Source organism: Waterburya sp., assembly GCF_058530065.1.
On sequence record NZ_JBZNBU010000055.1, the window covers coordinates 1 to 14,061 of the forward strand.

13 protein-coding genes are annotated in these 14,061 nt (G+C 37.0%); 8 read left to right on the forward strand and 5 right to left on the reverse strand.

Going from position 1 to position 14,061, the window contains the following annotated elements; translation table 11 throughout:
• Positions 1-314: 314 nt before the first annotated feature.
• The 4 genes from AC33VI_RS03730 to AC33VI_RS03745 form a co-directional block, all read right to left on the reverse strand.
• Positions 315-788 (reverse strand): DUF8637 domain-containing protein, encoded by a 474-nt coding sequence (locus tag AC33VI_RS03730; RefSeq protein WP_491780927.1) that lies wholly within the window; start codon positions 786-788, stop codon positions 315-317.
• Positions 789-834: 46 nt separating this feature from the next.
• Positions 835-2,058, reverse strand: a complete 1,224-nt coding sequence (locus AC33VI_RS03735; protein WP_491780928.1) for a response regulator — start codon at positions 2,056-2,058, stop codon at positions 835-837.
• 42 nt (positions 2,059-2,100) lie between these two features.
• Entirely contained in the window at positions 2,101-3,882 is a 1,782-nt protein-coding gene (locus tag AC33VI_RS03740) for a two-component system response regulator (RefSeq protein ID WP_491780929.1), read from the reverse strand.
• Positions 3,883-4,083: 201 nt separating this feature from the next.
• On the reverse strand, positions 4,084-5,133 hold the full coding sequence (locus tag AC33VI_RS03745) for a response regulator (protein ID WP_491780930.1): 1,050 nt from the start codon (positions 5,131-5,133) through the stop codon (positions 4,084-4,086).
• Between the two features lie 276 nt (positions 5,134-5,409).
• Here AC33VI_RS03745 and AC33VI_RS03750 point away from each other — a divergent pair, with 276 nt between their 5' ends.
• Both AC33VI_RS03750 and AC33VI_RS03755 read left to right on the forward strand, forming a co-directional pair.
• Positions 5,410-6,021, forward strand: a complete 612-nt coding sequence (locus AC33VI_RS03750; protein ID WP_491780931.1) for a DUF938 domain-containing protein — start codon at positions 5,410-5,412, stop codon at positions 6,019-6,021.
• 92 nt (positions 6,022-6,113) lie between these two features.
• Positions 6,114-6,869 carry a response regulator gene (locus AC33VI_RS03755; RefSeq protein WP_491780932.1) on the forward strand — a complete coding sequence of 252 codons (756 nt, stop codon included), beginning with the start codon at positions 6,114-6,116 and terminating at the stop codon, positions 6,867-6,869.
• Between the two features lie 89 nt (positions 6,870-6,958).
• Here AC33VI_RS03755 and AC33VI_RS03760 read toward each other — a convergent pair whose 3' ends face one another.
• Positions 6,959-7,747: a cyclic nucleotide-binding domain-containing protein gene (locus AC33VI_RS03760; protein WP_491780933.1), complete on the reverse strand. Its 789-nt coding sequence runs from the start codon at positions 7,745-7,747 to the stop codon at positions 6,959-6,961.
• A gap of 183 nt (positions 7,748-7,930) precedes the next feature.
• Here AC33VI_RS03760 and AC33VI_RS03765 point away from each other — a divergent pair, with 183 nt between their 5' ends.
• The 6 genes from AC33VI_RS03765 to rpmA all read left to right on the forward strand — a co-directional run bounded on the left by AC33VI_RS03765 (position 7,931) and on the right by rpmA (position 13,630).
• A complete protein-coding gene (locus AC33VI_RS03765; RefSeq protein ID WP_491780934.1) occupies positions 7,931-9,838 on the forward strand; it encodes an SLC13 family permease in 1,908 nt (635 codons plus the stop codon).
• Between the two features lie 34 nt (positions 9,839-9,872).
• A complete protein-coding gene (locus AC33VI_RS03770) occupies positions 9,873-10,445 on the forward strand; it encodes a thioredoxin family protein (protein ID WP_491780935.1) in 573 nt (190 codons plus the stop codon).
• 30 nt (positions 10,446-10,475) lie between these two features.
• Entirely contained in the window at positions 10,476-10,907 is a 432-nt protein-coding gene (locus tag AC33VI_RS03775; RefSeq protein WP_491780936.1) for a hypothetical protein, read from the forward strand.
• 130 nt (positions 10,908-11,037) lie between these two features.
• The gene (gene prfC / locus AC33VI_RS03780; protein WP_491780937.1) at positions 11,038-12,663 is read left to right on the forward strand and encodes a peptide chain release factor 3; all 1,626 of its coding nucleotides are present in this window, start codon (positions 11,038-11,040) and stop codon (positions 12,661-12,663) included.
• A gap of 281 nt (positions 12,664-12,944) precedes the next feature.
• Positions 12,945-13,313 (forward strand): 50S ribosomal protein L21, encoded by a 369-nt coding sequence (gene rplU, locus AC33VI_RS03785; RefSeq protein WP_491780938.1) that lies wholly within the window; start codon positions 12,945-12,947, stop codon positions 13,311-13,313.
• 47 nt (positions 13,314-13,360) lie between these two features.
• Positions 13,361-13,630, forward strand: a complete 270-nt coding sequence (gene rpmA / locus AC33VI_RS03790; RefSeq protein ID WP_491780939.1) for a 50S ribosomal protein L27 — start codon at positions 13,361-13,363, stop codon at positions 13,628-13,630.
• Positions 13,631-14,061: the final 431 nt, after the last annotated feature.

Consider the following 14,061-nt stretch of genomic DNA (forward strand, 5'->3'; position numbering starts at 1 on the left):
GCCTAAAGCCTAGAGCCTAGAGGCTTTATCTTCTAGTTACAGCTTTTGCGTAATATCAGTAAATATTAAAAACTTATGAATAAAACTATCGATAGTAGTTGACTAAAGATAAATTAGCTTAACTTGTCACCAATGACTAATAACTAATAACTAACCGAAGGTTAAACACTCAATATATGATTCAAACTATAGTTTTCTAAGTAAACCTGGTTTAACCCTCTTTTGTGAGTCTGAGAAAAAAGGGATAAGAACTAAAAACTAAAAACTAAAAACTATTCTCTTCGAGCAATTCTCTTATCCCGAACTCAGGTTGTTTAGCAATATCGATCTAGTAAAGACATGGCTAGACTGACACTATTTGTTTGGCTTTGTACGGTATATGCTTCTTTCTCTAAATTTTGCCGTCTGGTATTGGTATATCTTTTAAAGAAAGGTTGCGCTTGTGAAATTGGTTCGATCTTCAAACCCAAACTTTGTAATTTGCCATTTCCTTTACAAAATTGGGCTGCATGAACGGCTTCGTGAACGATAGTAGGCTGACTATTTCCCAATTCAAACACAATTGGATTGATCCAAATAGATTTACTAGCAGCATTGAAAACACCATAGGGTTGGCGAAAATTTCTGCGGGGGAAATCTCCTCTCGATTCGGGAAGCCCAGGGTTTGGGGGAATAGCAATACGAACCTGAAACCCATAAGTTTCTAGTTTATTTTGAAGTTCGATAAAATTGGGTTCTTTTGCTCGATCTATTAACAATGCAGAGGCGATCGAGATAAATTCCAGCATTGAATAAGATTATTAAATATCACATAATCAAATTATAACAACGTAATTAAATTCTATTTTTGTAATTTAATTCTTTAAATGTAATTTTGATTTCTGTGCCATTGCTATTGTTCATCTCTATTTGACCTTCTAACTGTTCTACAAGAGTGACAACCAATTCTAAGCCTAAAGACTCGCTATTAAAAAAGTCCTTGTATTCGGGAAACCCAATACCATCATCTTTAATTATTAAGCTAAATTCTCGATGGGAATTTTCTTGAAAATCTAAAGCTATTTTTCCTCGCTCTCGACCTACAAAAGCGTGTTCTACAGCATTAGATATTAATTCATTAATAATTAAACCACAAGGATTAGCTGTTTCAATGTTGAGATATATCTGAGGAATAGTTATTTTAAAAGCAATATTATCCGTAAAATAAGAGTCAATCGAGTAATCTGTTAAAGTTATAATATATTGTTGAAAATCTATTTGAAATAAACTAAAGTCGCCATATAACTGTTCGTGGATTAATGCCATAGACATAATTCGACTGCGACTATTTTCTAAGATTTTGATTAATTGACTATCGATAATATAATCTTTTTGAGATTCTAAAAGACTGGAAACAATATAAAGATTATTCTTAACTCGATGATGAATTTCTTTGAGTAATAGTTCTTTTTCCTGTAAAGATTTTTTAACTTGTTTTTCTGCTATTTGGCGTTCGACTATTTCTTGTTGTAATTTGATTTCAATAGCTTTGCGATTTTCAATCTCGGCAATTAAAGTCTGATTGGCATTTGATAATTGTTCGTTTGTATTTAATAGAGATAGTTCTGCTTCATATTTTTGATTAATTTCTGCTTCCAGTCTTTTATTTTTAGTTTCTAGAGCATAGCGTAAATTAACCAATTCTAGTTGATATTCAACCCTAGCTAGCAATTCTGCTTTCTGAAAAGGTTTGGTAATATAATCGCTTACCCCCAATTTAAAGGCTTTAACTTTTTTTTCTTGCTCTACCAAAGCGCTCATAAAAATAATGGGAATTCCCTTGGTCATAGAATCTTGTTTCAAAAGATGGCAGGTTTCAAAACCATCGAGTTTCGGCATTATTCCATCTAATAAAATTAATTCGGGAAGATTTTTTTTTATTTTACAAATAGCGTCAATACCATCGATCGCAGTATCAACTTGGAAATTGGCTCTGGTTAAAATTCTAGAAATCAGATCTAAATTCCAACTATCATCATCAACAATTAGAATTTTACAATCTTCAGAAAATATGGACATATCTTTGAGGAGAGAATTTAGTTAAAATATTGTCATTTCAATTTATTTGGCAATCTTATGGACTATTTGTTTTTGATTGACAACTAAGTTTTTAAACTCTGATGCTGGTAAAGGATGACTATATAAGAAGCCCTGAATTTCATCGCATTGACACTGTTTTAGATATTGTAATTCTGCTTCATTTTCAACTCCCTCAGCAATCACGGTTAAATTTAATTTGTGAGCCAAATCGACAATATTTTTAGTAATTATTTTATTGGTATTATTTTTCGCCAAGTCGCGAATAAAACAAGGATCTATTTTGAGAATATCAAAAGAAAATTGTTGTAAATAACCCAAGGAGGAATACCCCGTACCAAAATCATCTAAAGCTAGTTTTACACCTATTTTTTTTAAGAGGTGCAATCTTTGAATATTCGTTTTAATATTTTCTACTAAAATTTTTTCAGTTAATTCTAATACCAAAAACTGCGGATCTAAAGATGTATTAAACAAAGTTTGTGTCATCTGATGAAATAAATCCGACTGTCTGAATTGAAATCCTGAAATATTAATCCCCAGCTTCAAAAAATCTAGTCCCGAATCGTGCCATATTTTGATCTGTTGACAAGCAGAGTTGAGAATCCATTGACTAATCGGTCTAATTAAACCGCTTTCTTCTGCCAAAGGAATAAATCGATCCGCCGTAATTCTGCCTAATTGGGGATGATTCCAGCGTATTAAAGCTTCCGCTCCCACAATAGAATTATCTTTAAGACTAATTTGTGGTTGATAGTATAGTTCTAATTCTTGTTTCTTCAGAGCGTGATGTAAATACGACTCCATAGTTAAATTTTCCGAGACGCGAGAATTTTTCACATTAAAAGCAAAAGTAAATAGCTGACAAGAATTACCTCCTTGTTTTTGGGCATATTCTCTGGCTTTTTTACTTTGTTTTAATAACTCTTCAATGCTCTCAGAGTCAAGAGGATTAAAAGCAATACCAATACTGGGAAGTAGAAATATTTCTAGGTCGTCAATATGAAATGCTTTGGTTAATTCATCGATAATTTGATGACCATAATCAGAAGCTGTGATTTTTTTATCTAAAGCCGATAAAATCGCATAATTATTTCGTTCTAGATATATTAAAACACTTTCAAAATCTTGACTAGTGAGACAATTATTCAGACGCTTCGCTACTTCTTGGACTAATTTATCTTGTTGTTCTTGATGTAAATAATTATCTATCTTATTGAATCGATCTAGATAAATATTAAAAACAGCTACTAGCTTTATATTATTAGCTTCGTCGAGGGATTTTGACTTTAGTATTTCAGAAAAGTAATCATAAATATCTCTAATAAATAATTGATTGGGTAAATTAGTCAAAGGATCTTTATAGATATCATCGTACTGGGATGAATACTCATGAACTGTGGATTGTAAAGTACGTTGAATAGCTGAATGCTCTTGATGCTTGCTCAATACCATTTCGATGGTAGCTTTTAATTCTCGATCCCGAACGGGTTTAATTAAGTATCCATAAGCACCAGTTCTAGAAGCTCTTTCTATAATTTTATCGTTGGCATAGGCTGTTAAAAAAATAAATGGAATATCCGCAATATATTTAATTTTGGTAGCTGTTTCGATCCCATCCATGTCACCTTTGATAGCAATGTCCATTAAAATTAGATGGGGAAGCTCTCGTTCAACACATTCAATTGCAGCTTGTCCTGAAGAAACTATTCGATCGGCAAAATAGCCAAAGTTTTTTAGCTTTTTAGCTAAATTTTTAGCAATTATTAATTCATCTTCTACGATTAGAATTCTGATATTTTCCATATTTTAATCAAATATGTATTTTAAATTACTAAAGTAAAATAATTACATATCAATACTTTATAAAATTAGAATAACAATCAAAACTAATAATGTAAATCCTAAAAAATGCGGTTTTTAATTTACCTTTAAATGTAAAACAAATTACTTATAGTTAATATAATTGAAGGAAAAGTAACTTATTTTACAGCATAAATACAGAGATCAATTATTAATATCTTCAGTAGCAGGAACATAAAAAGGAAAATTACCCGCTTGAATTTGAGATACTAATAAATAACCAGAAATAATTAAGGCAATTGAAGCCAGAATACTACTACCAATTATCCAAACGCGCATTTTTTTAAATTGCTTATCTACATCCCTAAAAGAAGATCTGATCGGATTAACTACACTCATCAATTCCTGGCGATTTTTCAATTCAAGTTCTTCTAAAGAAGGACGCATTTCATCTCTTTGAACTGCCCATTCTTGAAGTGCTGCTCTTTGACGAGACCAATCTTCTAAAGCTTCTGTAAGTTTACCGTCTAAATCTTGTTTGAGGTGGTTAATCTGTTGATTAAATTGTAGGGCTAAATTGCGATTTGCTTGATTGAATTGACTGTTGACATTAATCAATTCTTTTCTAACGGATTCCCAACTAGATTGATTTTTGTATTCTAGTTCGTTAATCTTGGTAGCTTGTTTGGCATATAACTTATCTTCAATTTCACTAATACGTTGTTCGTATCTTTGTTCTAACTCAATGTTGCGATCGCTCTCAATTAGAGTATTTTCATATTCAGCCAGGCGATCGAGGAATTTTTGTCTGTAGGTTTCAATTATTTCATCTAGTTGACTTTTTAAAGTTTCTACAGTTTTGCTATTATCTTCCCCATCCAAGGAGTCAACATCGTTATATACCGAACGAATTTTTTGTACCAATTCTTCAGCAGTAGTATTTTTTAGTAAGTAACCTTTTGCTCCAGCCCTTAAAGATTTACCTAAATAAGCATCATCATCATGACCGCTCAAAAAGATTGTTTTAACTTGAGGAAAACGCTGGGAAATAATTTTAGTGGCACTCAAGCCATTCATCTGAGGCATATCAATATCCATCAAGATAATATCAGGCTGAAGTTTTTCTACCTGTTCGATCGCAGTTTCTCCATTATGAGCAACTCCTACTACTCGTAAATCTTGTTCGATATCAAGCCATGTTTTCAAGACTTCGCAAAGAAGAGCTTGATCGTCTACTAATAAAATATTAATCATTTAATATACCTAAATAGCTGAATTAAAACGTTCTATAACACTAACGATTTCCGATCATCTTAATAGATAATTAGCCAAAAAAATGATTAAACATCAACTCTTCAAAGGATTGTAAAGAAGCATTTGCGCTTCTAACAAATAGTTATGATCCTTAATTGTCTATTTTCTGAGATTATCGATCTATATTTTTGAGACAAATAATCATAAAATACACATTTTCTCAATTATTTAATATACAATAACAAAGCTCGATCTCATTCGTTTACGCAATTTACAATGGATCTCAGACAATATGCCCCTGCAACTCAACGCAATCGAGAAGCAATTTTAGAAATATTAAGTAAATATTTAGCTCCAGAAAGTAACATTTTAGAGATCGCTAGCGGTACGGGAGAACACGCTATTTATTTTACCGAGCGCACCCAATCTTGGCATTGGATTCCTAGCGATATTAATCCTACAGCTAGAGAAAGTATTATTGCTTGGAAAAATGCCATGGGAGTCGATAATCTAGCACTGCCCTTATCGATTGACGTAACTCAAGATAATTGGCACGAAGCTCTGAGGGAATCTAAAATTAATGCGATCGTCAATATCAACATGATTCATATAGCTCCCTGGTCTGCTTGTTTGGGCTTGATTCGAGGGGCAGAAGAAATTTTACCTTCAGGAGGAATGCTCTATCTCTATGGCCCGTTCAAACTTCATGGAGAACATACAGCAGAAAGCAATCAACGGTTCGATCGCTCTTTGCGCGATCGCAATTCTGAATGGGGAGTCAGAAATCTCGAAACCGTAATAGACATAGCAGATCGGGCTAATTTGCAATTGCAACAAGTTATTGAAATGCCAGCTAATAATTTATCAGTTATCTTTATAAAAGGTTAAAAAAAGATCAAATTGAGCGGTTATATCATTTAATCTTTTATTATCCAAGTTTGAATAGCAAACAATTAATTTTGATATATTACTAAAATTTTATGACTATTAAAATTCTCCTCGTAGACGATCGATATCTCATACAAGAAGGAGTAAAAGCTATTTTAAGAAATGAAGCCAAAATAGAAATCGTCGGTATTGCAAGCAACGGTCTTGAAGCAATCGCCTTAAGCAAAAAACTCAAGCCAGATATTGTCTTGCTAGATATTGAAATGCCTAAAATGAACGGAATTATCGCCACCAAATATATTAGGCAAGTTTCCCCCGCTACCAAAATTATTATGCTCTCCAGTCACGATAATCCTCAATATATTGCTTGGGCTTTAAAGGCTGGTGCTTCGGGTTACTTACTCAAAGAGAGTTTCACTCAAGATCTCAAGCAAGCTATTTATTCCCTCAGTCGGGGCTATTCTTATATCGAGGCGAAATTACTCGATAAAGTAGTACGTCAAACCAAAGCCAATAATATAGTCAATTCTCAGAAAACTAAAGTTTACGTTCATAAATATCGCAGAAATATCTACACTCCCGCTACCACATCAAACCCAGGGAAGACACCAACTAATCCACCCACCGCCAATAAATCCGCTTCAGGAATCAATCGTGCTAGCCTCGCGCCAATTTTTGGATTATCCGACTCCAATGAAATCAAGACAATCGACCGACTTACTGCTAGTCTAAAAAGTACTCCTACCTCGATTAAGAAGAAGAGCGAGCGCCAAAAAAACCACAATAGCAAAATAATCTTGTTAGTTATTGCGATCGCCAGTTTAATTTTGTCTGTGATTATCTTTTAGTATCAGGATAATATCAGGCTGTTTTCTAAAGATGATGCGATCGCTTTATCGGTCTATACTTTACCAATTAACCTCAGCAAGATAAATAATTACTTCAAAGGCCACCAAGAAACCTTATCCCTGGTTGTCCCATATACTACTTTTAATTCTTCTGGATTCATGACATAAACCAAATCGTTTTGCGAACCTTTTTGCTGTTTTAAAATCCCAATTTTACTCATGCCTTTGAGGACTTGTTCCACGGTGCGATGGTTTAACTGACAAGCCTTGGCAATAATTTCGACGGGCAAATCGAAGACAAATACCCCGTCTTGGTTGGGTTGATTGCCCAATTCCCTTTCTTGGTAAATCAAAGCTCTTAATAAAGCTGCTACTGCTTGGGGAGGATAGGTACTACAGTTGAGCAAATGGTATTGAAATTTTTCTTGCAATTCAAACATCAATTCATAACGCTGGCGAAAGATTTCGCATTCTTGATGAATTGCTTTAACTGCTGCTAAAGGTATTTTGACGACATCGGTTGTTTTATAAGCTTCTGCAAGGCTGGGAAAAGTGCGAGAGAAATTACCGAAATTCCAGGCTAAATTTCGCATTCCAAAACAACTATTCCCGTAGGTGATATCAATAATACGGTCTAAAGGAGTGCTGCGAATTACGATGGGTCCCCCTTGAACGATCGCATATAAATATTCTAAAGAAGTATCGCTGCCAAAAGCATTATATATAGGGCGACTCGAATAGAGTTTTTCCGCAATAAGTTTTTCGGGCGTAAAATATTTAGCCAATAAAGACCGATCTAAATCTCTAAATAAGAAATTATCTCTCATCAAAGATTCAATTGAATTCGTATTTTCCGATCTATTAGTTGACTGTCTCATTTTTATCGGCTTGACTTCTCGTACTATCTTAAGTCTGACTTAATTTGGACTAAGTAGAACTAGACTTTTGAATTAAATTCAAATTGCATCACAAAACATTTGAAATTTATCTGATATTTGTTTATGATACACTGGCTTTTAGTTAATAACACTTAATTAAAATTCCTTAAGGAATGTAAAGCTATGGAAGCAAGAAGAGTATCGCGTCGTATCTTAGCTCCAAAGACTTGGAAACACTGGATTGCCTTGGGATTCTTGGGGTTTGGTGCTTCTGTTGTAGTAGGTTTACTCTCCTATATCATGGCTTCTCCTAGCCTCGATTTAGATTGGGAAGCCGCATTAGCGATCGCCGTTGCTATTGCCGTATTTATACTTAATGCCATCACTTCTTTACCTGCGGAAATAGTTTTTCTGGGGGGGACGGCAATTTTATTTATCATTGGCGTATTAACAGAACAACAAGCACTAGCGGGTTTTAGCAATCCTGGGATGATTACGGTAGCTGTAGTCTACATTGTAGTGACGGGATTATCTCAAACAGGAGGCATGAATTGGATTTCTCAAAGAGTGTTGGGAATGCCCAAGGGACAAAATGCTGCTCTTTTCCGCATGATGACACCAGTGATGGGAATGAGTGCTTTTCTGAATAATACTCCCGTCGTGGCAATGTTTATTCCTGTGGTGAGCGATTGGTCGCGCAAACTGCGAATTAGTCCTTCCAAGCTAATGATTCCCTTAAGTTATGCAGCGATTTTTGGCGGGACTTGTACTTTAATCGGTACTAGCACCAATTTGGTAGTAAATGGTTTGCTGGTTTCGGCGACAGATTTGCCTGGCTTAAAGTTATTCGATCTGGCATTAGTTGGTTTTCCTTGTGCGATTGCGGGGACAATTTATTTATTTCTCACTAATAGTTGGTTGTTACCCAATCGCAAACCCGTCATTGGCGATACAGAAGATGTTAGGCAATACACCGTAGAAATGATGGTCTCGACGGACAGTACTTTAGCCAATAAAAGTATCGAGCAAGCTGGGTTGAGACACCTTCCTGGTTTATATCTGATGGAAATTGTCCGCGATGAAAGAATATTTCCTGCAGTAAGTCCTCAAGAAATTCTCAAACAAGGCGATCGCTTGGTGTTTATTGGCACGATCGATTCCATGTTAGATTTACACCGCTTGCGAGGCTTACAACCTGCTACAGATCAAGTATTCAAGCTGGACACTCCCCGTGACGATCGCTGTTTGATCGAAGCAGTAGTTTCTAATACTTGTCCCATGTTGGGTAAAACCATCCGCGAAGGTAAGTTCCGTACCCAGTATAATGCTGTAGTACTAGCTGTAGCTCGTAATGGGGAACGTTTACCAGGAAAAATCGGTAACATTCGCCTTAAAGCAGGGGATACTTTATTATTAGAAGCCAATGCCAAATTTTTATCCCAGCAAAGAATTTCCAATGACTTCTATTTAGTTAACGGCATACCCAACTCCGAACCAATACGTCACGAAAAAGCTCCCCTAGCGATGATTATTTTGCTGGGCATGGTCATACTTTCTAGCTTGGGCATAATGAGTATGTTGAAAGCAGCAATTTTAGCAGCGGTGATTACCATTGCTACGGGTTGTTGTTCTTCGATTAAAGCCTTGAGGAATATCGAATGGTCGGTATTGTTAGTGATTGGCTCGGCATTGAGCATCGGTCAAGCCCTAGAATCCACGGGTGCAGCAGGAGCGATCGCATCTACTTTAGTCCAGTTTGCAGGAGATAACCCTTGGTTGGCTTTGGCAATTATCTATGCCGTAACTAATTTACTTACCGAAGCTATTACTAACAATGCTGCTGCTGCTTTAGTCTTTCCCATTGCCTTGGCTCTAGCTCAAAATCTGGGTGTCAATTTTATGCCTTTTGCGATCGCTATTATGATCGGCGCGTCTGCTAGTTTCTCTACACCTATTGGCTACCAGACTAACTTAATGGTCTATGGTCCTGGAGGTTATAAATTTACCGATTTTATGCGGGTAGGCATTCCCCTAAACATCTTATTTTGGTCGATTACGATTATTTTAACTCCCTTGTTTTATCCTTTTTGATTAGGATATTTATATCTATCAATTAAATGAATCAATGGCAACCGAACAACAACTAGAACCTAATAGCAATAATTCCGTCCGCAATATTGTTATCGCCCTCGCTGCGATCGTTTTAAGTATTGCTCTATTTCTGGGCTTAAAAACCGAAACCAACCCTCTTTCTTTAGAATCTCAGGTTAAACGGTCTACTCCTTTAGAAGTAGCATTTAGTAATAATAAACCAACTCTGACTGAATTTTATGCAGACTGGTGTACTAGCTGTCAGGCAATGGCAGGAGATTTAGGGGAAATCAAACAAAAGTATGGCGATCGGGTTAATTTTGTGATGCTTAATGTTGATAATACTAAATGGCTACCCGAAATGTTGCGCTACCGCGTCGATGGTATTCCCCATTTTGTCTTTACGAACGCAGCAGGAGAAGCGATCGCCGAATCGATCGGAGAACAACCCAAAGGCATTCTAGAAGCAGACTTAGATGCTTTAATTGCTAACAATCCCATTCCCTATGCCAATCAAACAGGGCAAGTTTCTCAGTTTGAACCTAAAGTAAAAGTTACTGCTAATAGCAATACCGATCCTCGCAGTCATGGGGCAACTGTAAAGTAAACTTGAGAGATTAGTTTAACCAGAATTTTTATGGCTACCATTGTCAGACACAGGAGAACGGGAAATGAATATATCTTATTAAGTATTAATGGAGAAGCAAATAAAACTAATCCTTCCCGTTTGATCGACGAACTATTTAATCGAGAAAAAGCAGAAACATCTAGTTCGGCAACTATTTGCGACTCACAAGGAAATCTTTTTTTAGCTTATATTGACGATTTGGTAGTTACAGAGATAGACGGTCAAAAACCCGCCGATATTTTGCCCGAACCAACTTTTACCGAACCAGGGAGGGAATATATTCCCGAAACATCGGCAGATTTTGATGAAGAAGAATTAGCCGACGAAGATTGGGAAAATTCCACCAGCGATCGCGATTCCTTAGAAATTCCCACTGATCAGAAACCCGATAGTCAAAGTAATCTAGATCAAGAAGAAGATGATGATGAAGATTGGATTTGATCTCTAGTCAGAATTATGGAGAGTTGCTCTTAATAGCCAAATAATTGAGTCTTCCCTTAAGCCAAACTCAGGCTAAGTAACATCTGGGAAGATATAATATTCATAACAATTGCTGTCAAATAAATCTTTCATGCCCGTAGAACTCCAGACTGAAATCGAACAGGCTGTAGCCAGCCGTCGTAATTTTGCCATTATCTCTCACCCCGATGCGGGGAAAACTACCCTGACAGAAAAACTCCTTTTATACGGAGGTGCAATTCACGAAGCAGGGGCTGTAAAAGCTCGAAGAGAACAACGCAAGGCAACTTCCGACTGGATGGAAATGGAACAACAAAGAGGAATTTCGATTACCTCTACAGTGTTGCAGTTTATCTACAATCAATTTCAGATTAATTTATTAGACACTCCAGGACACCAAGACTTTAGTGAAGATACTTATCGTACTTTAGCTGCTGCGGATAATTCGGTGATGTTGATTGACGCAGCTAAAGGTCTAGAACCTCAAACCCGCAAATTATTTGAAGTTTGTCAGTTGCGATCGCTGCCGATCTTTACCTTTGTCAACAAATTAGACCGTCCTGGTAGAGATGCTTTCGAGCTAATCGATGAAATCGAACAAGAACTGGGCTTGCAAACCTATGCCGTAAATTGGCCGATTGGCATGGGCGATCGCTTTAAAGGAGTATATGACCGTCGCGAAGGCAAGGTACACTTATTTGAACGCAAATCTCATGGTAGCAAAGCCGCATCGGATACTGTGATGGAATTGGGCGATCCGCGCCTGATGAACTACTTAGACGAAGAACTCTATTACCAGCTAAAAGAAGAATTAGAGATTTTAGACGAAATTGGCGCAGAATTTGCTCTAGAACAAGTCCATGCTGGAAAAATGACTCCAATTTTCTTTGGTAGTGCCATGACTAACTTTGGGGTAGAACTATTCCTCAAAGCCTTTTTAGAGTACGCCCAACAACCAGAAGCACACAATTCTTCTTTGGGGGTCATCGAACCTACCTATGGAGAATTTACGGGGTTTGTCTTCAAGCTACAAGCAAATATGGACCCCAAACATCGCGATCGCGTGGCATTTATTCGCGTCTGTACGGGTAAGTTTGAAAAAGACATGACCGTCCAACACGCTCGCACGGGTAAAACAGTGCGCCTGTCTCGTCCCCAAAAGCTTTTTGCTCAAGGAAGAGAATCTTTAGATGAAGCCTATCCAGGAGATATTATTGGTTTAAATAATCCAGGGGTATTTGCGATCGGCGATACAATCTACAACGGTAAAAAACTCGAATATGAAGGTATTCCTTGTTTCTCTCCCGAAATCTTTGCCTATCTGAAAAATCCCAACCCTTCTAAATTCAAACAGTTTCAAAAAGGAATTACCGAACTCAGGGAAGAAGGAGCAATTCAGATTATGTATTCCAATGATGACTTCAAACGCGATCCCATTCTCGCAGCAGTAGGACAACTACAAATCGAAGTGGTACAATTCCGCCTGCAAAACGAATACAACGTCGAAACTAGAATCGAACCTTTACCCTACAGCGTCGCCCGTTGGGTATATGGAGGCTGGGAAGCTTTAGAGGGGGCTGGTCGGATTTTCAATTCGATTACTGTTAAAGATAACTGGGGTAGACCAGTATTATTGTTTAAAAACGAATGGAATTTACGCCAAGTCGAACAAGATCTACCCGAATTAAACTTGAATTCCATCGCCCCCGTAGGTTCGGGAATGCAGCCAGATAATTAAAGTAACTACTAGAGAGTGCGATCGACTTTCGTAATATTAGATGTGATTTCGAGGGCAAAAGTATACTCAAGCAGCTAAGACTTTAGCCCAATAATCATTGTCTCAGTACTTGACAAACTTAGAGCCGATCGCAATAATTATAGATTGGGCATCAAGTAACTTGCTCGGATTGGGTTTTTCATAAACGCCACACCATTAGAAACAAACATAGCTAGCACTACAGTTAGTTATCTATTCTTCTCGTGGCTACCCTTACGGCATACATACAAAGATAAAATATTATGACTTACGCAATTATAGAAATAGGTGGTGGACAAATTAGAGTTGAGCCTGGTCGTTTTTATGACATCAACTTATTAGCTGCCGATCCCGACTCTGACTACACCATAAACAAAGTTTTATTGGTTAATAACGACGATGATGTGACTGTCGGTCGTCCTTATATTGAAGGTGCTACTGTAGAAGGTACTGTAATGCGTCACAGACGGGGCAAGAAAGTCATTGTCTATAAGATGCAGCCTAAAAAGAAAACCCGTAAAAAACGCGGTCACCGTCAAGAATTAACTCGCTTGATGATTAATTCTATTAGTTTAAACGGTTCGGTCGTTGCCCGAGCAGAGGCGGAAGCAGAAGTAACTACTGCTGAATAGAATAAGTAGATAATAATAATAGTAAAGTTTAGAGAGGATAAAACAAAATGGCTCACAAGAAAGGTACGGGTAGTACTCGTAACGGTCGCGATTCTAATTCCAAACGACTTGGTGTAAAACGCTATGGCGGACAAGAAGTAAAAGCAGGAAGCATTCTGGTACGTCAAAGAGGTACTAGCGTACACCCTGGTAACAATGTTGGTCGCGGTAAAGACGACACTCTATATTCTTTGATTCACGGTGTAGTTAAGTTTGAATATAGAAAAAGAGGACAAAAGAAAGTAAGCGTTTATCCCGTTGCTGAAGGTGCAGCGTAAACGCCTCAGTCAATCAAAATTATTTGATTAAAATTGAAGCATTCATCTAAATTTAGGTGGGTGCTTTTATTATTAACTGATGTTACGCACTAATTAATCTGCTAAGGCTGGTCAAAGGGGAAGGGGTAAAGTAATTTGAGCATTCCCTTGCGGAAAAGTGCGGTCTTGGGGGTTTCCCCCATGAGCAACTTTTTCAAGACGCGCCTTACGGCGATATTATCCCACGCAGATGGAACGCGGGGTCTCGAATTTAAAGGGTTTATTGAATCATTTTTCTAGTTACTAAATACTAAATAGGGTTTGCTGAAAAAGGTGGAAACACTTGTCAAAAAAGAACTTGAAGCTGATTAAGTACTATTCAAATCCAGGAAAAACTGGGATAATTGCTCAAAACCCTTGCACCTTTGGCTGGAAATGTATAGAAATACAAA